The sequence below is a fragment of the Pseudobdellovibrio sp. HCB154 genome (assembly GCF_046267985.1).
In the GTDB taxonomy this organism is placed as follows: Bacteria; Bdellovibrionota; Bdellovibrionia; order Bdellovibrionales; family Bdellovibrionaceae; genus Pseudobdellovibrio.
Genome location: NZ_CP176530.1, coordinates 1,364,687 through 1,391,346, shown reverse-complemented (window position 1 = coordinate 1,391,346; position 26,660 = coordinate 1,364,687). Strand labels below are relative to the sequence as shown.

Here is a 26,660-nt window from a genome sequence, read left to right as displayed (position 1 = left end):
TTTTTTTATTTGATATGCTGCTCCCGAAAAAGGGACGGCCTACCTATTGTTGGCTTAAAAGCGCATCGTTAGTCGATACTTTGGCTGATTTACGTAAACCAGAAATCCATTTTGAGTAACCGCTTAACGATTTTTGGTTAGCGGCTGCGTCTTCTTTAGCTGGAGCTGTTGAAGCTACGCTTTTTGCATCTACTAATTTTAATACGTACTGTGCATCGCCTTCGCGAACTAAAACTTTAGCCAGAGGGTTGGCTTTGCTTAGCTCTAAAGAAGCTTTAAATAAAGCTTCAGAGTTAACTTGTGGTAAAACATCTTGAGTTAAATCGAAGTAACCAGACTCAGTCCATCTTAAGCTCGATTTATTGATATACTCATTAACTGCTGCCACTGCACCTTTAGCAACCAGCTCTTCTAAGTGTTTAGCGATCGCTGTATTGGCTTCTTCAGCTTGAATTTTAGCTGCAATACCGTTTTTAGCAGCTTCAAATGAAGTTGTTTGTGCTGGCTTTTTATCAGCTACCTTAATGATATGAAAACCAAATGGAGTTTTGACGATTTCAGACACTTTACCCACTGGAGTGTTAAAAGCAGCTTCTTCAAATTCTTTAACCATACGGCCTTTAGCGAAGTAACCTAAATCACCTTTTTTAGTTTTTGAACCTGGGTCTTCAGAAACTTCACCAGCGACTTTGCCGAAATCTTCTTTCTTTAAACGCTGAACGATATTTTCCATTTTAGCTTTAGCAAGGGCTTCATCAGCACCTTCACCGGTACGGATTAAGATGTGAGAGGCTTTAACTTGTTCAGGAGTTTCAAACTCACCTTTTTGATTATTATAGTAATCTTGCACTTTTTGCGCGAAGGCTGGGTCAGTTAAATTTTTCGCCGCAGATTCTGGTGTGATTAATTTTTTAATTTCATCAGCGTTGATTTTAACAAAAGCCACATTCATTTGTTTTGATTTAAGTTCAGCTTCTAAATCTTTTTCGATACGGCTTGAAGATAAACCTAATTCAAATAACTGACGGATACGTTGAGTTTTTGTTTGCGCGCGAAGGTCTTTTTCAAACTCACCTGGAGTAAGTTTGTTGGCCATCAACAGATTTTTATAAAGATCAGACTGGAAAACGCCGTCTTTTTTGAAGTACGGAAGATCTTCCATGATGATTTTTTTAAGCTCTGCATCAGTTGCATAGATTTTTTCACGTTCAGCAGCTTGGGCTGATAACGAATTATTGATTAGTTCATTTAAGGCTTCAGAACGAATTTGTTTCTTTTGAAATTCGTTATCGATTTTGCCACCGAAAAATTGCGCGTAATAGTTCGCAATGCGGTTTTCTTGTTCTTGGAATTGTTTAAGAGTGATGATCTCACCGTTTACTTCAGCTGCTGCGCCGACACCTAGAGTTCCATTACCTCTTGTTGAATAATCAGAAAGAACGAAAGTTAAAATGATCATACCGAAAATGATCATGGCTAAAATAGCTTTACCATTGATCGCACGGTTTCCAGCCATAGCTGCTTTAACTTGCTTAATAAACGATTGTTGAGACATGCAGTTTTTGCTCCTTAAAAAATACAGATTAAATATCTTTAAACTTAGTGTTGAAATCTGCAAGTAATTTGTTACCGTTAGATTCAGGAGAACTTTTCTACTGTGAATTTTCTAAATATTAATTTCAAAAAAGCGATTCTCATTCTACTCATGGCTTTACTGCCGCTGATCTCAATTAACATGGAGCAGAAAAAATCTCAGGAAAGCTGGTTTGCTCAGCCCTTAAGCTTTTTATCTGATGGCTTTCAATCTTTATTCTCTGGTTTAAGCTTAGGTGTGCGCGGAACTACCGCTGAATACTTGAATTTAATCAATATCAAGAAAGACAATGCCCGCCTCCAAAGCGAATTAGCAGAGATCAAAACTCGCCTTAAGCTTTTTGACGAAAGCCAAATTGAAATTGCCCGTTTAAAAAACATTTTAGATTTTCAAAAGAACACAAAAATGGAGTTGTTACCGGCGCAAGTGATTGGCCGTGATCTTTTACCGGATCATAAGACAATCACATTAAACAAAGGTAAAAAACATGGGCTTAAACACATGCAGGCTGTGATCACAGTGTCTGGCGCTGTGGGTTATATCTTTCGCCCATCTGAGCACACATCGCATGTGATGTTGATCACAGATCGTTATTCAGTATTTGATGCTATGATTCAAAAAACACGTGCGCGTGGGATTATTGAGGGCACCTCAAAAGAAGGCGGTATTCTTCAATATATCGATCGTACGGAAGATGTTAAAGCCGGCGATATTATCGTAACTGGTGGTTTAGATAATATCTTTCCAAAAGGTTTTCCTTTAGCGGTTGTGACTGATGTTGAACGCAAAACAAAAAGCGCCAGCCTTATCGTAAATGTTAAACCGGTTGTTGAAGCCAACAAAATCGAAGAAGTGTTTGTGGTGTTAGACGCCGCTCATGAGGATTTCTTTCCTGAGACAACAACGGCTGCTGTTACAACTGAGTCACCAACTAAAGGCACAAACTAGCGATGTCTAGAAGTACGATTTTACTGATTTTAAAACTTGTTGTGTTCACGTTGGTGTTTTATGCGTTCTGCGCATTTCAAACTAGCTTTTGGCCGTTTGTGCTTGGTTCATTCCCTGCCCCACAGCTTTGGTTAATTATGGTGGTTTTCATCGCGCTTAAATGGCCGAATATCCGCGCGGTGTTTTTCATTTATTTCTTAGGCTTAATTATGACCCGCTATTCCTACATACCGTTAAAAATGGCGTGGACAAGTTTAGTGGCATTAATGCTTTTTGTCTGGATCTTTAAAAACCGTATCCATTCAACGTCATTGTTTTATTTTTCAATTTTAGCGACAAGCGGATCATTCTTTTACGCTATTGCGTATATTTTGATTTCACGTTGGTTAGAACCAAACCCTACCCCGATTTTCTTTTTGCACCGTCTACTAGAGCTAGGTTGCAACTTTTTATTCAGTATTCCGATTTACAAATTCTTAGAATTTATTGATCAGCGTTTTGAATCAAATCCTTCTTGGGGACCAACGACAACAACAGCGAGCACTTCTTCTGAGGTGGAATCATGAGAACCCAGTATATCAGTAACCCGGAAGAGGCTAGAGATTTTCTTAACCGCTACCGCCCGTTTTATATTTTCGTGGCGATCACAGCGGTTATCTTCACAACACGTTTAATGTGGCTGCAAATTATCAACGGCCGTGAGCTTCGCCAATACTCTGAAAAAAACCGTGTAAAACAAACTAAAATCATGGCTCCGCGTGGTCTAATCATGGATCGTGATGGCCGTGCCTTAGTTGAAAACTTACCAGGTTTTGAAGCGGTTATTTCTCCTCAGTATATCGAAGATTTAAAAGCCTTATCTGAAAACGTGGCACCGGTCATCGGCATGGAGCCCGCAAAGCTTGTTGAAAAAATCACGCGCTCTAAAAAATTAAACGGGCCGTTCTCTTTGATCCGTTTAAAAGATAATTTATCGCGCGAAGAAGTGTTTCGTTTAAAACGTATCCGCCTAGATTACCCAGGCTTAGAGATTCGCGAATCGATTATCCGTTATTACCCACTTCGTGAAGATGGCGCACAGCTGTTTGGTTACGTGGGCGAGATTTCTAAAAAAGAAATCGAAAAGTTAAACAAGAAAAATGGCCCTGATTTATTCTTTGAACAAGGTGATATCATTGGCAAATCTGGCCTTGAAGAGCATTTAGAGAAAAAAATCCGCGGTATTGATGGCGTAAGCTTCGTACAAGTCGACGCCCACGGCCGCGAAACAATCACTGAAATTCCAAACATCTACGGTGAACAAATTAAAGATATCGAGCCAGTACATGGTCATGGTGCTACTCTAACTATTGACCGCGATATTCAAATTGCAGCTTATGATTCATTTACTAAACTAAACCGTATCGGTTCGGTTGTGGCGATGAAATCTAACGGCGAAATCTTAGCTTGGCTAAATTCACCAAGTTTTGACCCGAATATTTTCACCTCAGATGTTCCGACAAAAATCATGGGTAAGTTAAGTACTGATCCATTTAAACCGTTCCGTAATAAGGTGATTCAAGATCACTTCTGGCCGGGATCAACTTTTAAACCGATGGTGGCTTTAGCTGCGCTTCAAGAAAAAGTAATCACAGATAAAACAATCGTAGCGACACCTTCAAAGCTTTGGTTCGGTAACCGTTACTTCCATGATCACAATAAAAATGGTTTTGGTAGTGTTGATGTTTACACGGCGATTGAAAAATCTTCGAACGTTTTCTTCTATAAAATGGGTATCTCTTTAGGTGTTGATAAAATGTATAACTACATTTCATTACTGGGCCTGGGGGCTCGCACGGGTATTGAAATGGATCGTGAAGCTCCAGGAAGATTACCTAGTTCAGAATGGAAAAAAGCCCGTTTAGGTGAAGAATGGCAACCGGGTGAAAACTTAACGATGGCCATCGGTCAAGGTTACGTAACAGCCACACCACTTCAAATGGCTGTAGCCTACAATACGATTGGTACTGAAGGTAAAGTTGTAAAACCTTTTATCGTTAAAAAAGTAACTGACCATGAAGGTAAAATCTTATTCGAACGCTTTCCCGCGGAATTACGTGATGTCACGTTACCGCAACCGAATGGTTTTAAAATTGATAAAAGCACTTTCAAAGTCGTGAAAGAAGCGATGAGACGCGTGGCCAATGGTTCAGGCGGTACAGCCCGCCACTGGAAAGTTCCTGGCGTTGAAATGGCCGGTAAAACTGGTACCGCCCAAGTTATGAGTTTCTCGGCAGATCAAATCTATCAATCGTGTGAAGCGCGTCCTATTCAAATGCGCCATCACGGTTGGTTCGTGGCGTGGGCCCCAGCTGATAAACCAGAAATCACAGTCGCCGTACTGGCTCAGCATGCTTGTCACGGTAACACAGGAGCCGCTCCTATTGTACGCGATGTGATGGAAGCGTATTTCAAAAAATATCATCCTGATATCGTAAGAGACGCCTTAAAGAAAAACCCAAATGCTCGAGGCATCGTTACCCCAGGTTCTGCACCCGCGGGCAGCGACTAGTTAAGGAACAAAAATGTCAATTGGTGGAATTAACGTAACAGAAAGAAACTTTTTAAGCCGCATCGACTTGCGCTTAATTGGTTTAATTTTTACTTTGAATGTGATTGGGCTTATTAACTTATTTAGCGCAACTCACGGACCTCACTCAACCGAAGTTGAAACTTTATTTATCCAACAAATCGTGTGGCTAACTGCCGGCTGGACAATTTTCTTTGTAATGACCTTCTTAGATTACATTTGGATTAACCGTGTGATCTGGCTTATGTACATCGTCAACGTCGGCGCTTTAATTTATGTGGATTTTTTCGGTAAAGCCGTATTAGGTGGTCAACGTTGGATTGATTTAAAGTTTTTCAGATATCAGCCTTCTGAAACCATGAAGATGTGTTTGATTCTCGTTCTCTCAAAGATCTTAATTAACAGAAACCCTGAAGGCCCAGGTATGGGATTTAGGGAATTGTTATTCCCGTTTATGTTATTGTTTATCCCTTTCGTTCTCACAGTAAAGCAACCCGATCTAGGAACAGCAATGACGTTAATGCTTATTGGTGGTACACTTTTATTTTTCGTGAAAATCAGAAAAAGCATTTTAGTCGCAATTATCGGACTTGGTCTAATAGCTATGCCACTGATGTGGAAATACGGGCTTAGAGACTACCAAAGACATCGCGTTTACACATTTTTATCACCGGACTCAGATCCACAAGGTAAAGGTTATAACTCGATTCAATCACGTATTGCGGTTGGTTCAGGTCAGTTCTTCGGTAAAGGTTTTCGCCAAGGAACGCAATCACAGTTAGAGTTCTTACCAGAACGTCATACTGACTTTATTTATTCAGTATTATCTGAAGAATGGGGTTTTGTCGGAAGCATCGCGGTTCTTACGACATTTATTTTCTTATTCTTAGTGTGTTTTGAAATTGCATCGAGGGCCCGGGATAAGTTCGGAGCTTTGGTTGTGGTAGGTGTGACCGCGTACTTATTCTGGCATATGTTTGTCAATATCGGCATGGTTATCGGGCTTTTACCGATCGTGGGCGTTCCGTTACCGTTACTTAGTTATGGTGGATCCGGAATGTTAACCACAATGCTTGGCATGGGTTTAATCAGTTCTGTCGCCTACCGCAGATACCTATTCTAAGATGAAATACGTTTTAGGAATTATCGGATTAATTGCCCTTGGTCTTTTTGCGCAATGGGGCTGGAATACTCTAGCCCATCAGCGTGATGAAAAAGTTGAATCAGCGATTGAACAATCGCTATTTCCGGTCATTACAAAATCACAAACACCTGATCATGTTTTTGCTCGCCCGATGTGGACTGACACCAGTGGTGATGCTTTAACGGTTTACTGTGATTATTACGGCGAAAAATCACCTGAAGACCGCGAACTCGTTAGAAATGAAATGGCTTTAGTCGTCAAAAAATGGGCCGAAACTCACCCTAGAAAATTCAAATTTCACTTCGTCACCTTCACTGACGAAGTTATTAGTCCTGAGAAGAAATAAAAAAGCCACCGGTTTTACCCAAGCGGCTTTTTTTTTAAATCATCAAATCAACCCTATTGGTCGATCATTCTGTAGCGGATACGCTTAGGGGTTGCGTCTTCGCCCATGCGTTTTTTACGGTCTTCTTCGTACTCAGAGAAAGAACCTGGGTAGAAGTAAACTTTTGAATCCCCTTCAAATGCCATAGTGTGTGTACAAACACGGTCTAAGAACCAACGGTCATGGGAAATCACAATCGCCGATCCACCGAATTCGTTTAACGCTTCTTCAAGCGCACGCATTGTATTTACGTCTAAGTCATTCGTCGGCTCATCTAGTAAAAGTAAGTTCGCACCTTCTTTTAAGATTTTAGCCATATTCACGCGGTTTCTTTCACCACCTGATAATGTGCCCACTTTTTTCTGTTGGTCTGTGCCCGAGAAATTAAACCAGCTTACGTACTGACGAGCCGGAACTTCGCGGTTACCTAATTTAATTAAGTCAGCGCCGCCAGATAATTCATCAAAGATTGTTTTATTCGGATCGAGTGTTTCACGCGTTTGATCAACGTAAGCGATCTTAACCGTCTCACCGACTTTGAAAGTTCCAGAATCTGGTTTTTCTTTGCCTGTGATCATTTTGAATAATGTTGATTTACCGGCACCATTCGGTCCGATAACCCCCACGATGGCCCCTTTAGGAATTGTGAAGTCAACATTATCTAATAATAATTTTTTACCGTAGCCTTTAGTTACACCTTTAGCTTCGATCACGATATTACCTAAACGAGGTCCAGGTGGAATGTAGATCGACATCTCTTGTAATTTTTCAGCTGATGGTTCTTTTAATAAATCTTCGTAAGCATGGATACGTGCTTTTGATTTAGATTGGCGGGCTTTAGCACCTTGTCTGATCCATTCTAACTCGCGCTCTAATGTTTTAGCTTTTTTAGATTGAGACTGTTGCTCTTGGGCTAAACGTTTATCTTTTTGTTCTAACCAAGAAGAGTAGTTTCCTTTCCAAGGAATACCTTCACCGCGGTCTAATTCTAAAATCCAACCAGCTACGTTATCTAAGAAATAACGGTCATGGGTAACGGCGATAACTGTGCCTGGGAATTTAGCTAAGTATTGCTCTAACCAACCAACTGATTCAGCATCCAAGTGATTCGTCGGCTCATCTAGTAATAAGATATCTGGATTAGACATAATTAAACGCGCAAGGGCCACACGGCGTTTTTCACCACCTGATAAGTGAGTCACTGGGCTGTCTGGTTCTGGACAACGTAAAGCATCGATCACTAATTCGATTTTTTGGTCAACTTCCCAGCCGCCCATTTGTTCGATTTTTTCTTGAAGCTCACCTTGTTTTTCAATTAAGCGATTCATTTCGTCCGGATCTAAATCAGGATCAGAAAATTTATCGTTGATCGCGTTGTAGTCTTTCATCAATTTAGGAAGATCTCCCATTTGAGAAAAAATATTATCGCGAACATTGAGTGTTTCATCTAATTGAGGTTCTTGCTCTAAGTAGCCGACTTTCATCTTCTTTGCCGGGAATGCTTCACCTAAAAATTCAGTGTCAACACCCGCCATAATTCTTAGCAATGATGATTTACCTGAACCATTCAGACCTAGTACGCCGATTTTTGCGCCATAAAAATATGATAAATAAATATCTTTTAGAACGAAACGATTTGGAGGGTAAACTTTAGAGACACCCTTCATTGTGTAGATAATATCTTGAGACATGCACTTCTCCCTTGATTTTCAAAGTGATATTAGTACCATAGAGTTTAAAGGCAACACAACTAAAGTAATGAGCAACAAGAAGTCTTCAAAGAATAGCAGCAGCGCTAAAAGCAGCGCATTAAACCCGTCTGAACTGCAAAGTTTAGCTAAGGTTAAATGGTCTTCTATGTCTACAAACCTAAAATCGGCTATGGGCTCATGGTCAGATCTTGATCAAAAACCTGCCGCCAAATCCCCTGAAGAAGAGCAATTAGACAAAGTTAAATCGCTCATTGAAGATTTAAAGTTAAAATTAAACGATTTCTAGAACTGATAGCTTAGCTACGATTAGCTAACGGTTGAGCCTTTTTCCCAAAGACTGGCCACTTCAACTAACCCTGCTGTGACACTATGGAATTCTGTCTGAGTTTGTAGCTTTTCTTGACCGAAACGGGCTTCGAATTCTTTTCTGATCAGAGGAACTTTTGATGTTCCGCCTGTTAAGCACACTAAATCGATTTGCTTCTCAGTTAAACCTGATTTTTGAAGAGATCGATCTAAGGCATTGATAATATTGTTTTTTACTTCTGTCGCCCACGTGGTGAACTGGTCACTTGAGAACGTTTCATAAACTTCGATATCTGGGTAGTCGAATTTGAAATTTGATTTATCAGATTTCGATAATTCTTTTTTACAAGCTTCGATACTTTCAAAAAATGGAAAGATTTGGTTATCTTCAATCATCGCAAAAAGACGATCCACACCAGCCGCATCTTTTGGCGTTAAAGCACACTTTCTGACTTCGCGTACGAACTCATAGGTTTCTTTATCTTTTAAGTGCACGATATGCGCTGGATGATTGAGACGCATAATCACACCTGGAGGCATGGTCATCACATTTCTTCCCAGTGGTAACATGTATCTCGTTTTAGCGCCAAAATACTCGTTCAGCTTATTAGCCATAAACACGCTATCAAGGGCATCGCCCGCTAACGGACAACCTTCAATTGATAAAACATCTTTTTTAGAAAATTCTTTGGGATTAATTTTCATGATGGTGAAATCTGAAGTTCCGCCACCAAAATCCCCGATTAGAATTGTTTTTTCTTCTGTGGCAGATCTGCGGTAATCAAAAGCAGCTGCTAACGGCTCTGGAACAAATTGCACATCGGTAAAGCCTGCAAACTTACAGGCCTTTTCCATACGATGAAGAGCAAAACCATCAGCCACTTCATCCATTGAATAACGAGCCGGTCTTCCCATCACCACGTGTGTAACTTTCTGCCCGATCGCTTTTTCTGCGCGTTTTTTTAATTCTAATAAAAATAAACCAATAATGTTTTCTAAAGAAAGAACACGGTTGTTAAAGACAGTCCCTAAGTAGCCTTGATTTGGCAAATGTGTTTTGAAAGAACGGAACAAGCGCCCTTCCATATCGTTTTCTAGAAATTCATCAATGGCGCGCTGGCCGTAATAGCACACATCCGGATCTGGAAAGTATAAAAGTGTGCGCATCATGGTTGGATCAGAATTTAGATCATCAATAGGTAATGCTAATGTTTTTTCGCCGTCATAAACACAACCCACAAGTGAATTACTTGTACCAAAATCAATGGCTAAAATAGGTGTGTTTGATGATGCCAAAAGCGAATTAACCTTTGGCTTCTTCTGGCGTTAGAGTTTTTAGTTCAAGTGCGTGCAGGCCTGAATTGAACTCAGGCCTTAAAAGATCATAAACTTTACGTTGGCGATCAACACGACCCATTCCTTTAAAAACCTCAGAGACGATTTTTAATTTATAATGAGTTTCACCTGTAGGTTCTACACCCATGTGGCCAGCGTGACCTGCATGTTTAGCACTGTCGTTTTTTAATTCAAAAACGACAGGGTTTAACTGCTGCAAAATGTTTTTAATACGCTCGTCGCGACTCATATTTATGGCTTTCAGTTTCTACGATTTTTTAATTTTTGAAAGTAATGATTGCGCCTGAAGTTTAGCGATTTCAACACCCATTTTAGCGGCTGTGATTACACCCTTTTCTTCAAGTTTCTTTTCAACTTCTTTAGCTTTTTCTAAAGCTTTAACCGCCGCTACCTCAGCTAACGGATGCGGAAGGCCTACTTCGAATTTTTCATCGTTCTTCCATTGCGTCGCGACGTTTTCAGCCACTTCAAAAGCTTTTGGGGCTTTTTCGCGAACCTTTTCGCTAAATGGAAATTCAATTTTTACTTTTTCTTTGGGAGTTTCTGTTTCTTCAGCAGAAGCGTCTTGTTCTACTTTAACTTCATCGTTTTCAGAGATAGACATATTTTCATTCATAGAATTATTCATAAAACCTTGCCTTTTTAATAACTTAACTCGTAAATAATAACATGATTTCAGTCTTAGAGGATAATGCTTTTTTTATCGTGCTCAACAAACCGGAAGGTGTTTCTGTACACAATGAGAAGCCTAGTCTTTTAGATTGGCTTACAGAGCGAAAACTCCCCGTAAATTTCGTCAATCGCCTAGATCAACAGACCAGCGGCCTGGTGGTTGTGGCGCGTGACCCCAAATTTCATGAGCCTCTATCACAGGCTTTACACTCTGGAGCCAAAACTTACCGCGCCCTTTTACGTGGCGGCTGGAAAGATAAAGCCTTAACTCTAACCTGGAATCTACCGTTATCTGATAAGGCCGAAGGCCGTAAAAATCCACAAGGTAAATCTGGTGATCGCAAAAACTGCATCACACACGTTTCTGTGGTTCGCACCAATCAGTACTTCACCGAAGTCTTATGCGAAATCAAAACCGGCCGCCAACATCAGATCAGAAAACACGCTGCCCTAGCCAAACATGCGATCTTAGGTGATAGCCGCTATAACGATGAAAGTTATAACGAAAAAATGGGAAAGATGTATAAAACATCGCGCATGTTTTTACATGCGGAAGAGTTGAAGTTTAATTTTCATGGAAAAGACTATCATATTCGCTCGCCTAAAATGGATTTGGAGACTTTTTTTAGTGAAAAAGCATAAAGATCTGGTTCAATTTTTAAAGTCTAAAGGATTAAGAATGACACCTTCAAAAGAAGTCATCATTCAGTATTTTTTAGACAACAAAAATCGCCATATTCCTTTTAAAGAACTTCAAAAAGAAATTTATGATAATGTTCCTGATGTTGATCGTGTAACTATATATCGAAATATTGAGAAATTCGTTTCCTTAGGCATTATTCAAGAACTCGACTTGCCAAAAAAAGGGAAAATTTATCAATATGTTTTCGAAAAAAAAGTGCCGCATTATTTTATCTGCAAATCTTGCGGAAAAACCAATAAAGGCAACGAAGCTCTATTTAACAAGATAGAACTAGCTTTAAAAGAAGTTCCTGACTTCTCCAAAGCTAATTTGTCTTTGGTCTTTTACGGTTTTTGTTCAAAATGTGAAACTTCGCTATAAAGATTGTAAATGCGCTTTGTATTCAGAGCTTCTTAACAACGAAGCCAGATCTTTTTCATTATCGAGTTCAGCCATAAAAATCCAGCCTTCACCGTAAGGATCATCATTAATAATCGACGGGTCTTCAAATAAACGATAATTAACTTCTGTGATCATCCCGTTAAAAGGCGAAAACAAATCCATAATATGACGAACACTCTCAAGCGAAGCAAACTCAGCATCAACCGCTACCCGCGTACCATCTTCTGGTAAGTCGACATACACAATTTCACCAATTTTTTTAAGACCATATTCAGTCACACCGAACGTCACTATATTTTCATCGACAGCCAACCACTGATGATTTTTTGTGTAAAACAAATCAACTGGAATCTGAAAAGCATCTCTCATTTTTTATACATCCTATTGTTTCTTATCTTGATCTTTCGCTTCTGTTTTATCTGCCGAAACGCCAAAAAATTCAGGAAGAAAAAACATTCCTGCTATGAATAAAATAACGACAAAAATAAAAGTTATAGCTAAAGCTATTTCCATATCACTTCACCTTTGCAATACGCGACTTCACCCGGAGCAAACTGATCGTCAGTGAAATCGCCATAAAATCTAACTCAACCGCATAAATTTTATTATTGTGGGCTATCTGCGGAAGCGTTTGACTAACCCAGCGCTTTTGTTCATCCGCATTAAAGACATTAACCACAATCACATTTTTACGAGCCTTAGCTTCTTTTAAACACTTCATCAGCGAGCCGTACTTGTCTTGCAGTGCCCAATCTAGAATTAAAACTTTTATATTATCTGCAGATTTAAAAACAGTTTTACCATCCGGTGCAGAACGAACAACCTTGCACGGTAATGCATCACCTAAGATATAGCGAGCAATTGATTTAACAACCTTGTTTTTAGAAATAATCAAGGCTTTTCGGGGTAAATCAGCTGTTTGTGGTTTTAGAGGCATAGATATTGATTATTGCAACTTGTTGCAATAATCAATTCGTACTGCGTCGACATAAGTAATGAAACCTCTTTCGGAGGCTATTTATTGAAGAATTTATCTGGATTTGCAAAACACGCTTTAAAAGTTTTAAGCATGTCGGCCGCGTGAGCGCCGTCCATAAAACGGTGGTCAAACGTAACTCCGATTTTCATCATCGGTCTAGCTTCGATACGATCTGGTTGGCCTTCGCTTTCAATCACTCTGGCTTGCTTTTGAACTGCGCCTACCGCTAATAACATCGGTGAGCGTGAATACGGAACTAGTGGCGCCAAGCCCCAGTCGATCCCAAATGAACCTACACTTGTGATCATTACAGCTCCGAACGGATCTTTCGGAACACCGAACCAGTGAAGTGGTAAACCTAAATCAAAATTTAAAAAGGATGTGCCAAGTAGCACATACTTCATTAAAAAATTTGGAATAAATTCCATCGTCGAGCGAACTTGCATTAGCTCGCCTTCTTTGTTTTTTTTCAGTTTATTCGCTTTGTTTTTTAATTCTTCAGCCAATTGAAAAATCGTTTTGGCCTGTAAGTTTCTTAACGTCACTCCTGATAATTCGGCTTTAGTTGTTTTATCACCGTTATCTTCACCCTCGATATTGACCTGAAAGAAAATATCGATGTTTCTACGATAGTAAATATCATGGCGAATCATAATCGAATTCACTTCAGGACGAACTTTCAAACACTCAACCACCGCTTGACCAACAAGATGAGTTGGCGTGAGCGAAATATTTTTTTCAGCTTTCATTTTTTCAATAAATTTTAAAGCCTCAGTCATATCAACCTCAGCCATGCCGTACACCGACGGATCGCCGGCATTCCACCAAGAACCTATGGCAATTTTTCTGAAAAGTGATTTATATTTTGGTTTGTAAATTTTGAAACTCATAGATGTGTCGCCTCAGCCTAAAGATATCGTCGTTTGACAAACTTAACAATTTTAAACTCGAACTCGTAACGACCCAGACCTTTAAGTCCCCCTATTGGTCGAGTTTCGTCTTAGCGTCATCGAGTTGTCAAAAAAAATTAACAATTATCCAGTCTCGGGGACCCCTATGGTTCTCCGGAGCAAACGCCGAATAAATAGGTGCGAAATATTCATTAATAATTGTTTAATAATTTTAAATTAAAACAAATTTTATTTACTAACATAGTAAGGAGTAATCGAAAAATGGCAGCAAAAACTAAAAAACAACCGGCACCTAAAGCAAACCCTCAATCAGAATTGAAAGGTTTTGTTGATGCAATCAACAGATCACAAGCAGTGATTGAATTTAATCTAGACGGTACGGTTATCACAGCAAATGAAAACTTTCTTAAATGCACAGGTTACTCGTTACCAGAAATTCAAAATCAACACCACAGGATGTTCTGTGATCCGACGTATGCTTCGTCTCCGGCGTACACTGATTTCTGGGCAAAATTAAACCGTGGCGAATTCTTGTCTGATGAATACAAACGTTTTGGTAAAAACGGCAAAGAAGTTTGGATTTTAGCTTCTTACAACCCTATTTTCGGTAAAGACGGCAAGCCCGTTAAATTCGTAAAATTTGCAACTGATATCACAAATGCAAAAAAAGAATTACAAGTACGTACAGAAATCATGAACATGACTAGTATCGTGTCTGAAGCTGACTTACGCGGTGATATCTTAAACGTGAATGAAAAATTCTTAGAAGTTTCTAAATACCCTCGTGAAGAGTTAATTGGTAAAGGTCACAATACAACTCGTCACCCTGACATGCCAAAAGAAGTATTCAAAGAAATGTGGGCTACTATCGGTCGCGGTAAAATCTTCCGTGGTATGGTAAAAAATAGAGCTAAAGACGGTACTCCATACTATGTTGACGCTGTGATCGCCCCGATCATGGGTGATAACGGTAAACCTAAAAAATACTTAGGTGTTCGTTATGACATCACAGAAGCTGAAATTGAACGTCAAAACATGAAAGGTGTGATCAATGCGATCGACGCTTCTTATGCTTATATTGAATTTGATACTGAAGGTAATATCTTAACAGCTAATAAAAACTTTTTAGGTGCTACTGGTTACTCTTCAACTGACGAATTCAAAGGTAAACACCACAGAATGTTCTGTGACCCTCAATATGCAATGTCTGTTGAATACGCATCTTTCTGGCCAGAGCTAAAAGCTGGTAAAGCTAAATCTGGTATCTTTAAACGTGTAACTAAAACAGGCCAAGATCTATGGATTCAAGCTTGCTATTCACCTGTCACAGATGAAATGGGCCGTGTGTTTAAAGTTGTTAAATTAGCAACTGATGTTACAGAATTACAAAAAACAATCATCGCTTTAGAATCTATGGCTGGCGGTCTTGCCGCTTCTGCAACTCAATTAACTGCTGTAGCTACACAAATGGCTGACAATGCAAAAAAAACGTCTCAAGATTCTGAATATGCAACAGGTATTTCTTCTGAAGTTGCCTCTGGCGTTCAAATCGTTGCGACAAACACTGAAGAGATGGTGGCTTCAATCAAAGAAATCGCTCGTTCAGCCAATGAATCTGCACAAATGTCACGTGACACTTTAAGCAACGCTCAAGAGACAAATAAAACAATCACTAAACTTGGCACAAGTTCACAAGAGATCGGTAACGTGATCAAGGTGATCAGCTCTATCGCACAACAAACTAATTTATTAGCTTTAAATGCGACAATCGAAGCTGCCCGCGCTGGTGATGCTGGTAAAGGTTTCGCCGTTGTTGCCAACGAAGTAAAAGAGTTAGCAAAACAAACTGCTAAAGCGACCGAAGAAATCACACAAAAAATCGGAGCTATCCAAAAAGATTCATCAGCAGCCGTTGATGCGATTTCTGGAATCTCTCAATCTATTGAGAAATTAAACAGCTTATCTGGAGCCATTGCCGCCTCAGTTGAAGAGCAAACAGCAACAACAAATGAAGTATCGCGCGTAGTTGTTCAATCATCAAAAGGTGTTGAAAATATCGCAACTTCTGTAAAAGCTGTTTCTTCTGCGGCCGAACAAAATATGTCAGCTTCATCTGAAACATTAAACTCTGCAAAAGGTTTAACTCAGTCTGCTGAAGACTTACGTACTCTAATCAGAAAAATGCAAAAGGCTGCTTAATAATGAGTAATAATCAACTGGATCCCGCATTACAGGAACTTGTGGCTGAGATTGAAGAAATTTCGGCGCGTGTGACTGGTCTAATTCAGCTCAGTGAAACCACTGAGCTGAACGCCACACAGATCGATGCTTTGTATCGTGATGTGCACACATTAAAAGGTTCATGTTTACTATTCGGCTTTCAGGAAATGGGAGCCCTAGCCCACGAACTTGAAACTCGCATGGAACCCGTGCGCAAAGGCTATGTGCAATTAAAAGCCGTAGGCGTTGACCGCTTACTTAAAGCCTTTGACCTGTTCGGCGAATTCAGTCGCGAGCATATGGTAAATATGACTCCGCAATTTAAAGATAAGGTTCAACAGATGACATCAAGTTTTAAAAACGGAACAACGCAAGCCGCGAGTCCTACGCCGTCACCTGCAACACAACCTACTCCTCCACCTCCAGTTCAAGCTTCATCACCTGCACCCGCTTCTTCGAATACTCCACCTCCGGCAGGAGCTGATGACGCCAATACAACTGTTCGTGTACCGGTAGCTTTATTAGATAATTTGATGGCCATGATGAGCGAAATGGTTTTAGTTCGCAATCAGGTTTTACAAATTTCTAATAGCAGTGACGATTTGGAATTTTTAAACTTAAGCCAACGTTTAGATGTGGTAACTTCAGAATTACAATCTGAAGTGATGAAAACCCGCATGCAACCGATTGGTAACGTTTTAAGTAAGTTCCAGCGCGTAGTCAGAGACTTAGCTAAAGAACTAAATAAAAAAATCGAACTAACTCTAGAAGGTACTGAAACCGAGTTGGACAAATCATTAATCGAAGCGATTAAAGATCCGCTAACCCACATTATCAGAAATGCCTGCGATCACGGATTGGAAACTCCCGATGAGCGCCGCGGAACTGGTAAATCTGAAATGGGCCAAATTTTAGTGCGCTCATTTCATGAGGGTGGCCAAGTGATTATTCAGGTCACTGATAATGGTCGTGGCTTAAACCGCGATAAATTAATTAAAAAAGCTATTGAAAAAGGTATCATCACTCAAGAAAAAGCAGCGAAAATGACAGACCGTGAAGCTCACGAACTGATTTTTGCCGCTGGCTTTTCTACCGCTGCTAACGTGACTAATATTTCTGGCCGCGGCGTGGGTATGGATGTTGTGAAAAACAATATCGAAAAAATCGGTGGTCGCGTAGAGCTTAAGAGCGAATTAGGTAAAGGTATGACTTTATCGTTAAAAATTCCTCTGACATTAGCGATCGTGCCGGCGATGATTATCAAATCAGGCGAAGAAAAATACGCCATCCCGCAAGTGAAACTTGTTGAGCTAGTGCGTGTTGAAAACAACCCTGATTCTGAAGAAGAAAAAATTGAATACATCCAAGGTAAGCCAGTGTTTCGCTTACGTGGAAAATTATTACCACTGGTGATCTTAGGTGAAGTTCTAAATCCAGAAAATAAAAAAGATCAATCAAGCTACAATATCGTCGTTCTGAATGCTGATAACAGATATTTTGGCTTAGTTGTGGATGAAATTCACGACACCGCTGATATCGTTGTTAAACCGTTAAGCCGTTTCTTGAAAAACCTTTCGGTTTATTCAGGTGCTACAGTTTTAGGTGATGGTTCAGTGTCATTGATCTTAGATGTGATCGGTCTTGCAAAATACGCACAGCTTACAGCAGCGCGACCACAAGAAGAAGATGCAGCTTTACAATCTCGTGAAGCAATTTCGGACCAACAAGAATTCTTATTCTGTAAAGTGGGTGCTCCGACAGTTCATGGCTTACCATTAGCTGTAGTTCATCGTCTTGAAGAATTCCAATGGGCCGACATTCAAATGGCTGGAGAAATTCCGGTTGTTCAATACCGCGACCAGTTACTTCCGATCATGTCGGTTCATGAGTACCTTGGTTACGGAAAATTTGATGTCGTGAACTTATCGCAAACCTACCCAACCTGTAAGGCTGTTGTGATTAAGAAAAACACTAAACTTTATGCCCTACAAGTGCATGAAATTTTAGATGTGATTTCAACTTCGACAAATATTGACGATGCTTTCTCTGACCGTAAAGGTGTTTTAGGAAGCTTACTGGTAAATGGCGAAGTTTCTGTGATTATCAATGCTTACGAGTGCGTTGAGCATCTTATGAATAAGATGGCTCCAGGCCAAGCGTCTGAACGCGTACCAGATTTAGTTTCTTATGTTGAAGAACAAAAGAAATTTTCATCTAAACCGTTAAACGTTAAAGCGTGCAAGATTCTTTTAGTTGAAGATTCAAACTTCTTTAAACGTCACTTAACTGCGATTTTAAAGAAAAACCAATTGCATGTTGTCGTAGCTAACCATGGTCAAGAAGCCTTAGATCTATTAGCCCAAGACAATTACGACTTAGTCTTAAGTGATATCGAAATGCCGGTGATGAACGGCTTAGAATTAGCAAAAGCTATCCGTTCACAAGATATGTACAACCATATCCCGCTTATCGCAATCACAACTAAGTTCTCTGAAGCCTATGCTCAGGAAGGTCTTGAAGCCGGATTTAACGAATACTTAGAAAAAATCAAAGAAACAGAGCTTGTAGAAACGTTATTTAGATATTTAACGTCTGTAAAAGCTAAGAAACAAGGAAACGTGGCCGTATGAGTTTACAAGAACAAGCCTGCACATTCTATCTCGAAGACCGCATGTACGCGCTAGATGTGCAACAAGTGCAAGAAGTCACTAAAAGTTTACCGATTACTCCGATCCCTTTAGCTCCATCATACGTTAAAGGGTTAATCAATCTGCGCGGCCAAATCGCCGTGTCGATTGATTTACGTGAAATGTTCGGTTTACCCAAGCAGGAAAACACGGAGTTAACCAATACGATCGTTTGTCGTACAGACGGCATTTTGATGGCTTTTCCAGTAGACCGCGTTGGTGACGTTGTCGAAAACGACTATAACAATTTTGAAAATACTCCAGAAACTGTCGAACCAAAAATCGCACAGTTTATGAAAGGTGTTTTCAAATCTCAACACAACATTTTAAGTATGCTTGATATCGAGTCTATCTTAAAATGTTTAGACCTAAATGGGAAAGCGTTAGCTAGCGAAGCTTAAGATATGAGTAAAAAACTGAACGTTCTTATTGTTGATGACTCTTTAGCTGTGCGTGCGCTGCTACGAAAGTCGCTTGAGAACGAATCGCAAATCGAAAGCCTATCGACCGCTTCAAACGGTCGTACGGCGATCGAATATTTTAATGAGAAAAAACCAGACATCGTGGTTTTAGATATGAACATGCCGGAAAAAAACGGCTTGCAAGTGATCGAAGAAATCAGAGCTAGAAATTATCAAACACCCGTTGTTTTATTTTCAACAGCTGGTGAAGCTCCTGATACTTTAAAGGCTTTACAATATTCACAAGTGGATTTTTTAGCCAAAGATGAGCAAACGGATACGGCTCATTCAGGGGCTCTAGAAGATAATGTTAAACGTTTAAAAGCCCGTCTGTTACCAAAAATTCTTCAATTTTTTCATTTTCAAAAAGAAACTGAGACACCGAAACCTGTCGCTCCAGTAGCTCCGGCAAAACCAGCTGATCTTCCCAAAAAACATTTTTCAGCGATAGCTACTTTTAAACCAGATGCGGTCACTATTGCCAGCTCTACTGGTGGTCCGCGTGCTTTAGAAACTTTGTTTGATGGCTTAGGAAAATATATTGAAAAACAATTTGGTCCGATGTTTATTGTTCAGCACATGCCCGCTGGCTTTACTTTACAGTTAGCTGAACGTTTATCTAAAATTTCAGGGCTTCATTTTAAAGAAGCTAAACATGAAGAAGTCGTGCGTCCTAGTACGATTTACATTGCACCTGGTAACTACCACATGGAGTTACGTGCTGATCCAGATAAAACGGTAAAAATTATTCTTAATCAAAAAGAACAACGTCACAGTGTTCGCCCTTCTGCTGATTTTATGTTTGAAACGGCGGCCCCGATTTATCGCGCCAGAATGTTAAGTATTGTTTTAACTGGAATGGGTGAAGACGGCATTCAGGGTATTCCACATATTAAAAAATATATGGGAAAAGTTGTGACTCAATCCGAAGCCACATGTGCGGTTTACGGTATGCCTAAAGCGATTGATGATGCAGGTCTTTCTGATGGTTCAGAAGATTTACAAACTATTCGTCAAATTTTAATGAATCATTTTTTCTTCAAAGTAAAGGATGCTGCCTAGATGAATCCGATGGTCATCGATTTTTTTGCAAACTATATTAAAGAGCAGCTTGGCATCGTCTATGAGCGTGGTAACTATTACCAACTTGAAAAACGCTTAGAAGAACTGGCAAAAAGTGAAAATTGCTCAAGCATTGAAGAGCTGGCTCTAAAGGCTCGCAATGGCATTAGCGGCAATTTCAAAACTAAATTATTAGACTTAGCTACAAACAATGAAACTTCATTCTTTCGTGACCCTAAAATTTTTGAAATGCTTGAAAAAGAAGTGTTTCCGCACTTTATCCGCCACAAAATGCATGAAATTCGCGTATGGTCTGCGGCTTGTTCGTTCGGACAAGAAATTTATTCTGTTCTTATGTTACAGCAGGAGCTGGCTTTCGGGGCCCGCCCGGAAATCAGAGAGTTCGTCGCAACCGATATCTCTGAAAAAGCTTTAAAAAAAGCCGCTGAGGGAATTTATAATCACGTTGAAATGGGCCGGGGCTTAAATCCTCACTTACAAAATAAATTTTTTAATCCAGCAAAAGAGCCGAATCACTGGCAAGTTAAAGTTGATCTTCGCAGAAAAGTTAACTTTAAAAGCCAAAATCTTTTAGACCCATTTAATCACCTGGGTAAATTTGATTTGATCTTATGCCGTAACGTTCTGATTTACCAAACTGTTGATAAGAAAACGAATATTATCGACCGTTTATATGATCAACTGACTGAGCATGGCATTTTAGTCATGGGTGTCGGTGAATCAATGATCGGTTTATCAAATAAGTTTGAACAGTTAACTTTTGGTTCAGTCTCAATTTATCGTAAAAAACAAAACGTGGCCAAAAAAGCCGCGTAAAAGAAGTGGAAACTAACACATGAACGCAATGATCAACGAAGATGATTTAAAAGAGTTTAGACAAGAAGGCGCCGAACTATTAGACGCTGCCGAGAAAGCTTTGTTATCTTTAGAAGACGGTGCTGATTACAAAACACAGTACAACGCCATCTTTCGCGCGTTTCACAATCTTAAAGGTGCCGCTGGCATGATGGAAATGTTAGATCTTCAGGCCCACACGCACATTTTAGAAACTGAATTAGTTTCGTTAAAAGAAAATTCCAGTCTTTCTTCTGATCAAATTGATTATTTTTTGAAAGGCGTAGACCGCGCTAAAAAAATGCTTTGGGGTGAAAGTGTTGAATCTCACGAAGCACCACCTGCAAATAATGTCGTGCCAATGGTTCAACCGTCCCACCCACCGATCCCTGTTCAAGCAGCTCCTATGGTTCCGGTTGAAGAAAAACAAAAGCAAACTGTTCTTGAACCTACCCGCTATTTACTTTTTAGCGACGGTGGCGAGCTGGCGCAATTAGAAGCTGATCTTAAAGGTTTTAATTTTGAAGTTCACAATCACAGCGATTATATCGATGGTATTACAAAATATGACTCCCTTAAACCACATGTGATTTTTATTTCGCCGAAGTTTTGCCAGACTAGCCCTGAAGAATTAAAATCAATTCTAAAAAAAGATGGCCATATTCAGCTTTTTGTTGATTTTGATTCTTCAAACGTACCGGTAGATTTTTTAGTGAAATATATCCGCAATCATTTTGAAAATGTAAACTTAAAGAATTTAGCGGCTGAAGCTTCATACTTACTAAAGTACCAATACGCAGATCTTTTAGATTATTTACGTTCGCAAGGTAAAGAGCATATCGAACAAACTCTCACCGAAGAAATGCGCGATTTTTTAAGTTACAAATCAATGATCGCACAAAAATTCAAAGGAGCTTAAAAGCTCCTTTGACCAACCTGTTGATTCTTTAATCCCATTTTCGCTAGGTTACGCTCAAAGCGCGATCTTGCACTGGTCGCTGAAACTAATAAAAGAAATCGTCGTCTTTCAGAAAAATTTAAATGTCGTAGTTTTCCAGCTACTATCTCGGCTTTGCGCCGTGAAAGCCCTCGCTTATTATTCAGAATATTACTTAAATGCATAGGGTTTAATTCTAAATCTTTAGCGAAATTTCTTAATGAATAAAAAATATTTTTTGAACGGCGATGTACAAACTCTGCTTTTAAAATTTCAATATATCTAATTCGATTCATTCATTTTTTTAAGTGCAATCGACTTACTCAATCAAAAGCGAAATTATAACCTGTTTACATTCATTAAATCCGACAAGCAAAGACTTATCCGGAACCGGACAACTTTAAAACCAGTAATCCTAGACCGCGCGCCTATTTTCCGGCGCTCGGGGTTCTGGATTACATTGTAATCTGAAACCCCGAGCGTTTTTGGTGCGTCATAAGTTCTTCATCTCATGGGTGTACTAGCGCAGAATTTAATAGTTTTATATTTTTTAATAGCAGCAGCGGTAAGAGAATGCAGATGTTTCGTTGGCATGACGGCCTAGACCATCGTTATTTGCGGAGCAGGCTGTTCCATTCCAAGTTAAATAAACATCGTCCATGTGGCCCGCTGGCATAGAGCTTGGATTAAAGGTAACTTGGCCACTGACTATCGCTGTATGATCACCATAAACGCCGTTGGCGACACCGCCGTAAGGATCTACATCAGGAACGCCGGCAATCGCTCTTGCGCCACAGGCTTGCTGGAAATCATTGTGAGTACAAAGTCTCGAACCAGGACCTACGCCTTTACAAGTTGCGATCGCATTATCGGTAATAGTTCCAGTGGCCATACCGTTAATACTTGTGTGCGAACGCAGTGTGGCTTCCATACAGATACGCCCGTCAGCGACTGGCCAAAAACCTGCACGACAACCAAAACGCGCATCACCGTTTACTTCTAATTTAGCTTGCGGGGTTGCTGTGGCGATACCGACATTACCGTCTGAGGCAATGATCATCTTTGGCGTTGCTATATCGGTGATTGAAACGCCCGCTGTACCTACTGTATTATTTGAAATAAAAAATTTAACTCCGTTGACAAGATCTATCCATGACGGTTTTCCGGCACCACCACCGTATTTCCAACCCATATCATAATAGGCATTACCCGCAACCGTTGGATTGTTATGAACTAAAAATAATGGCCCTTGCCCGGTTCCGACATCACCGATTTGTGCTCCGGTTTGCTTGCCGTTACCAGAATTATTACCGGCGATATGAAGCAAGTGAGCTGGAGCGGATGTGCCAATGCCGACAAAACCAGAGCCTGAAATACGCATTCTTTCTGTTACAGTTCCTATTGGGTCATTGACTTGAAATTTTAAAGGTTCTGTTCCGTTGTCGCCCCAGATAATCGTTGGGTGTTTTTCATCGGTGCCGTTGTTTTCAAGACCGACATACAGATTATCAGTATCATCACCGATCATCACACCGAGCGTACGACTTGCACTCCACGTATTTGCCACACCTGAAAATGGATTACCTATTTGCAATTTTGTTGTCGGAGCTGAGGCTCCGGCCATTCCCACTTTACCAGCGAAATAAGTTTTCGCTGTTGTATCTGCTGCATAGATTGAATAGTTGTTAGTAGCAGCGACCGTATCAATATAAATTCCATATCCATTGGAGATTGTGCCACCACCAGGGTTAGGAACCACTGCATAAATCGCCTTCGCATCGCCGATCGAACCAGTCGAGGAATTACGGGCGCGCCCATAAACACCGGTTACGTAAGATACTGCCGCCGTTCCCGTATTATCAGAGGCACCAACTACACCGATCATTTCATTTAAATTTCCTGAAGAAGAATTTAAAGATAAAATATGCGAGCCAATAATACGATTACCTGTAAATGCTGAATTGTAATTCACCGTGTGATGCTGCGCCCAATGATCAACAGCACTTGGCCCGCTTGGATTGTAAGTTGAGTAAGTTCGTAAAATGGGAAGCATTATTGCCGGATCTGTTGAGGAGTCAGATAAATGCAATTTTGCTGTAGGCGCTGTTGTGCCGATACCGACTTGCCCAGAGTTTTTAATAATTAAAGCATCAGCCATCGTTGGAATATTATTTGCGCCTGGATTATTGCCCGTTAGAAAACGGAAATCACCGTTAGCTGGATCCATATTAAGAGCACCGGTATAACCACTGCCAAAGGCGCGGCCATTTGTGCCATCATGCCAACGATTAAATTCTACAGTTGGATAATACGGATCTAAGCCAATACCTGTACCTGTTGCCGAGTTGTAAATTTTAAGACCAGGATTTGCGGCTGTTGCGGTCACGATAGATAATGCTGCATCTGGATTATTTGTACCGATACCGACATTTCCTGAAAGATAATTCACGGTGCTTCCAGATGTCGTCCATTGTGAACTTACTTTATTACTAAAACTTTGATAATCGGCATTTGAAATTAATCCCGCAGTGACTGAGCCTGTCGCTGAGGCTAATGGAATATTTAAGGTGTGTACTCCATTAGATGTATTAAACGCAGGTGAATTACCTGCCGTACCCGTCGCAAAACTTTGTGTACCACTTGTTGATCCATTGAAGGATTGCATGCCTGAACCACTGATTCCAAAAGCTGACCAAGTAGAACCATTACAGTATTCAACTTGACCTAAATTATATCGTAAAGTTCCGGCATAACTCACAGTACATGTTGCTGACTCCATGCTAATACGCACGCCGCCTGAAACATCTAATTGAGTGACTGGGTTGGCTGTACCGATACCCATAGCTCCGTTAGATTGCACAACTGTTGTTGCAGATCCTGTTGCATTTCTGAATTCTAAAAGATTTGCTGTAGCTGTGCCGTTTTGTCTGATCACTACAGTTGGTGTCGTGTTCAGCTGTGAAAGGCTGTAAAAATATCCAGATATTCCAGATCCCGCAGAACCATATAATCCTATGGCATTCGTACCCGGAGCATAACCAAATACAGCTGTCGTATTGGCCCCTGTTGCACTGGCAAATACACCCGTTCCCATTCCGCCAGTGGCATTCGCGGTAATAGCGATTCCGTTTGAAGAATCACTGGCCATAAAATTTCCTGAAGGAGTGACTTTAGCAACAACAACACCTGCACCATTTTGCCACTGTTGCAAATCTGCGCTCTGTGTATTATTCCCTTTCACAACTTGAACTACACTTGTACCAGCACCGCTATTATAAACTTCTAATTGCGCTGAGGGATTGTTTGTTCCGACACCAACACGGCCACTGTTATAATAAATCGTTGAGCCTGATGTTACCCATTGTGAGCTTGTGATTGATCCGCTGGCTGCAGGTACATAACCAAGAGCTGTTGTCACGTCACTTAAAACTAACTGCGCACCAGAGACAACACGGCCCTTACTATCAGTGATCACTTTAAAATATGTTCCCGCAGTTCCTACATCAGCTAAAGCTAAAACTGGAGTTGAGCCACCTGTCGAAGTGATTTCGTTTGATGTTCCACTAACGCTCACCACGGAACCTGTTGATGGATTAATCCATGATAAATTTCCAGAACCGTCTGTTGAAAGAACTTGTCCAGAATTTCCATCATCTTGTGGCAAAGTTAAAACATAATTAGCCGCTAAACTTGCGTGTGCCTGAAGTCTTACGCTAAAGTTTGTGCCTGGTTTATAAATGTAAGCTGAGTTAAATGAAGCCCCACCACTGCCATCGCGTTTAACTAAAGTACTGGCTGAAGCGGCTGCTGTTGCAGCTAAAGTTTCATCAACACTTGTGGCCACTTGTGAAGCGGTTTTACCACCCACTTGTGAAACATTTGTTGCTGAAAAACTTCCGTTCACGTCACCTGATAAAGTTTGTGAAGCTAAGGCGCTTGTAATTTGAGTTGCGACCGCTGAACTACTGACCGGGGCATAACCTAAAGTCGAAGTGATCGCTGAAGATGAAGCACTTAATTTACTTTTAAACTCTTGATAGTCTAATGAGGTTAAATAACCATCTGTCGACATTGACGATACCGTTACTGATAGAACCGGAGCTGAAGCTGTTCCTGTATTTACTAAGACTGAACCACTTGTACTCACAGTACTTACGCCACCGCCTGAACCGTTTCCTGTATACGAAATACAACTAAAGCTTGCACCGTTAAAATATAAAATACGATCTGAGGCGCAGGTTGGAACATTTAGCTTTTCAACAAAAGCTGTATCAGCTTTACCGTTTAATAAATGGGAATCATCTGCGCTTGAAGCATACATCGCATAAGGTACCGCATTGATCGCCATCGCTGGTAATGTTTGCCAACCAGTTCCGTCATTAAATTGCATCACGATTTTTCTATTGTCTGTAGCCACCGGAGAAAAAATTCCTGGTGCTTGGCAGCTGTATGATATGGTCGAGTTATCAAAAACTGAAGCAAATGTTGTAGCACTGGCCGGATAAGAGCGAACGCCGTTTCCTAACGAGAAAGAAATTAGTCCACCACTGCCTGACATATTCACAGCGCTGAAATCTTCGATATATAAAACACACGACGCTGCGGGATCTAGAGTTGTAAATCTGAAACTCACATTGTTAGATTCAAGAGCTAAACCATCGGGCTTAAAAATTTTAGCTTGATACGTGGTCTTTAGAGGTGCTGCCTCTAAAAAAAGAGAAATAAGCAAAATGTTTACGGCAAAAAATAGCCGCACCAGCCACGTCCACATAGCTAAC

The 26,660-nt window shown here is 40.4% G+C and carries 25 protein-coding genes; 14 read left to right on the top strand and 11 right to left on the bottom strand.

Annotation, left to right across the window (positions count from 1 at the left end):
* Positions 1–43 precede the first annotated feature (43 nt).
* A complete protein-coding gene (locus ACKWCF_RS06895; RefSeq protein WP_409479972.1) occupies positions 44–1,555 on the bottom strand; it encodes a SurA N-terminal domain-containing protein in 1,512 nt (503 codons plus the stop codon).
* Between the two features lie 102 nt (positions 1,556–1,657).
* Here ACKWCF_RS06895 and mreC point away from each other — a divergent pair, with 102 nt between their 5' ends.
* The 5 genes from mreC to ACKWCF_RS06870 are packed head-to-tail and all read left to right on the top strand — an operon-like array spanning position 1,658 to position 6,601.
* A complete protein-coding gene (gene mreC, locus ACKWCF_RS06890; protein ID WP_409479971.1) occupies positions 1,658–2,542 on the top strand; it encodes a rod shape-determining protein MreC in 885 nt (294 codons plus the stop codon).
* Positions 2,543–2,544: 2 nt separating this feature from the next.
* Positions 2,545–3,108, top strand: coding sequence for a hypothetical protein (locus ACKWCF_RS06885; protein ID WP_409479970.1), 564 nt, complete (start codon positions 2,545–2,547; stop codon positions 3,106–3,108).
* Positions 3,105–5,093, top strand: coding sequence for a penicillin-binding protein 2 (mrdA, locus tag ACKWCF_RS06880; RefSeq protein ID WP_409479969.1), 1,989 nt, complete (start codon positions 3,105–3,107; stop codon positions 5,091–5,093). The genes ACKWCF_RS06885 and mrdA overlap by 4 nt, the downstream gene beginning before the upstream one ends.
* A 13-nt stretch (positions 5,094–5,106) precedes the next feature.
* Positions 5,107–6,234: a rod shape-determining protein RodA gene (rodA, locus tag ACKWCF_RS06875; RefSeq protein WP_409479968.1), complete on the top strand. Its 1,128-nt coding sequence runs from the start codon at positions 5,107–5,109 to the stop codon at positions 6,232–6,234.
* A gap of 1 nt (position 6,235) precedes the next feature.
* Complete coding sequence (locus ACKWCF_RS06870; protein WP_409479967.1) at positions 6,236–6,601, top strand: hypothetical protein; 366 nt, start codon at positions 6,236–6,238, stop codon at positions 6,599–6,601.
* A 53-nt stretch (positions 6,602–6,654) separates the two neighbouring features.
* On the opposite strand, the gene ettA is transcribed toward ACKWCF_RS06870, so the two are convergent.
* The gene (gene ettA, locus ACKWCF_RS06865; protein WP_409479966.1) at positions 6,655–8,331 is read right to left on the bottom strand and encodes an energy-dependent translational throttle protein EttA; all 1,677 of its coding nucleotides are present in this window, start codon (positions 8,329–8,331) and stop codon (positions 6,655–6,657) included.
* 67 nt (positions 8,332–8,398) lie between these two features.
* Here ettA and ACKWCF_RS06860 point away from each other — a divergent pair, with 67 nt between their 5' ends.
* Complete coding sequence (locus ACKWCF_RS06860; protein ID WP_409479965.1) at positions 8,399–8,638, top strand: hypothetical protein; 240 nt, start codon at positions 8,399–8,401, stop codon at positions 8,636–8,638.
* Positions 8,639–8,658: 20 nt separating this feature from the next.
* Here the strand turns inward: ACKWCF_RS06860 and ACKWCF_RS06855 are convergent, their stop codons facing one another.
* From ACKWCF_RS06855 to ACKWCF_RS06845, 3 genes are read right to left on the bottom strand one after another with little or no spacing between them, the layout of a single operon-like run.
* Positions 8,659–9,954, bottom strand: coding sequence for an Hsp70 family protein (locus ACKWCF_RS06855; protein WP_409479964.1), 1,296 nt, complete (start codon positions 9,952–9,954; stop codon positions 8,659–8,661).
* 7 nt (positions 9,955–9,961) lie between these two features.
* Positions 9,962–10,243, bottom strand: coding sequence for a BolA family protein (locus ACKWCF_RS06850; RefSeq protein ID WP_409479963.1), 282 nt, complete (start codon positions 10,241–10,243; stop codon positions 9,962–9,964).
* An 18-nt stretch (positions 10,244–10,261) separates the two neighbouring features.
* Positions 10,262–10,642 (bottom strand): hypothetical protein, encoded by a 381-nt coding sequence (locus tag ACKWCF_RS06845; RefSeq protein WP_409479962.1) that lies wholly within the window; start codon positions 10,640–10,642, stop codon positions 10,262–10,264.
* A 77-nt stretch (positions 10,643–10,719) separates the two neighbouring features.
* Here ACKWCF_RS06845 and ACKWCF_RS06840 point away from each other — a divergent pair, with 77 nt between their 5' ends.
* A complete protein-coding gene (locus ACKWCF_RS06840; RefSeq protein ID WP_409479961.1) occupies positions 10,720–11,328 on the top strand; it encodes a pseudouridine synthase family protein in 609 nt (202 codons plus the stop codon).
* Entirely contained in the window at positions 11,315–11,749 is a 435-nt protein-coding gene (locus ACKWCF_RS06835) for a Fur family transcriptional regulator (RefSeq protein ID WP_409479960.1), read from the top strand. Before ACKWCF_RS06840 ends, ACKWCF_RS06835 begins: the two co-directional genes overlap by 14 nt.
* Here the strand turns inward: ACKWCF_RS06835 and gcvH are convergent.
* The 4 genes from gcvH to ACKWCF_RS06815 all read right to left on the bottom strand — a co-directional run bounded on the left by gcvH (position 11,744) and on the right by ACKWCF_RS06815 (position 13,639).
* The gene (gene gcvH / locus ACKWCF_RS06830) at positions 11,744–12,139 is read right to left on the bottom strand and encodes a glycine cleavage system protein GcvH (RefSeq protein WP_409479959.1); all 396 of its coding nucleotides are present in this window, start codon (positions 12,137–12,139) and stop codon (positions 11,744–11,746) included. The two genes, ACKWCF_RS06835 and gcvH, sit on opposite strands and share 6 nt — an antisense overlap.
* A gap of 12 nt (positions 12,140–12,151) precedes the next feature.
* A complete protein-coding gene (locus ACKWCF_RS06825) occupies positions 12,152–12,283 on the bottom strand; it encodes a hypothetical protein (RefSeq protein ID WP_409479958.1) in 132 nt (43 codons plus the stop codon).
* 1 nt (position 12,284) lies between these two features.
* Positions 12,285–12,707, bottom strand: coding sequence for a hypothetical protein (locus ACKWCF_RS06820; protein ID WP_409479957.1), 423 nt, complete (start codon positions 12,705–12,707; stop codon positions 12,285–12,287).
* Between the two features lie 77 nt (positions 12,708–12,784).
* Complete coding sequence (locus ACKWCF_RS06815) at positions 12,785–13,639, bottom strand: 2-oxo acid dehydrogenase subunit E2 (protein ID WP_409479956.1); 855 nt, start codon at positions 13,637–13,639, stop codon at positions 12,785–12,787.
* A gap of 282 nt (positions 13,640–13,921) precedes the next feature.
* Between ACKWCF_RS06815 and ACKWCF_RS06810 the strand changes: the two genes are divergently transcribed.
* From ACKWCF_RS06810 to ACKWCF_RS06785, 6 genes are read left to right on the top strand one after another with little or no spacing between them, the layout of a single operon-like run.
* Positions 13,922–15,859, top strand: coding sequence for a PAS domain-containing protein (locus tag ACKWCF_RS06810; protein WP_409479955.1), 1,938 nt, complete (start codon positions 13,922–13,924; stop codon positions 15,857–15,859).
* Between the two features lie 2 nt (positions 15,860–15,861).
* Positions 15,862–18,510 carry a chemotaxis protein CheW gene (locus tag ACKWCF_RS06805; RefSeq protein ID WP_409479954.1) on the top strand — a complete coding sequence of 883 codons (2,649 nt, stop codon included), beginning with the start codon at positions 15,862–15,864 and terminating at the stop codon, positions 18,508–18,510.
* Positions 18,507–18,968, top strand: coding sequence for a chemotaxis protein CheW (locus ACKWCF_RS06800; RefSeq protein ID WP_409479953.1), 462 nt, complete (start codon positions 18,507–18,509; stop codon positions 18,966–18,968). Before ACKWCF_RS06805 ends, ACKWCF_RS06800 begins: the two co-directional genes overlap by 4 nt.
* 3 nt (positions 18,969–18,971) lie before the next feature.
* Positions 18,972–20,090: a chemotaxis-specific protein-glutamate methyltransferase CheB gene (gene cheB / locus ACKWCF_RS06795; protein WP_409479952.1), complete on the top strand. Its 1,119-nt coding sequence runs from the start codon at positions 18,972–18,974 to the stop codon at positions 20,088–20,090.
* Between the two features lie 9 nt (positions 20,091–20,099).
* Positions 20,100–20,927: a CheR family methyltransferase gene (locus ACKWCF_RS06790; protein ID WP_409479951.1), complete on the top strand. Its 828-nt coding sequence runs from the start codon at positions 20,100–20,102 to the stop codon at positions 20,925–20,927.
* A gap of 19 nt (positions 20,928–20,946) precedes the next feature.
* On the top strand, positions 20,947–21,864 hold the full coding sequence (locus tag ACKWCF_RS06785) for an Hpt domain-containing protein (protein ID WP_409479950.1): 918 nt from the start codon (positions 20,947–20,949) through the stop codon (positions 21,862–21,864).
* Here the strand turns inward: ACKWCF_RS06785 and ACKWCF_RS06780 are convergent.
* A complete protein-coding gene (locus ACKWCF_RS06780) occupies positions 21,861–22,178 on the bottom strand; it encodes a hypothetical protein (protein ID WP_409479949.1) in 318 nt (105 codons plus the stop codon). The two genes, ACKWCF_RS06785 and ACKWCF_RS06780, sit on opposite strands and share 4 nt — an antisense overlap.
* A 254-nt stretch (positions 22,179–22,432) precedes the next feature.
* Positions 22,433–26,653, bottom strand: a complete 4,221-nt coding sequence (locus ACKWCF_RS06775) for a beta strand repeat-containing protein (RefSeq protein ID WP_409479948.1) — start codon at positions 26,651–26,653, stop codon at positions 22,433–22,435.
* Positions 26,654–26,660 lie beyond the last annotated feature (7 nt).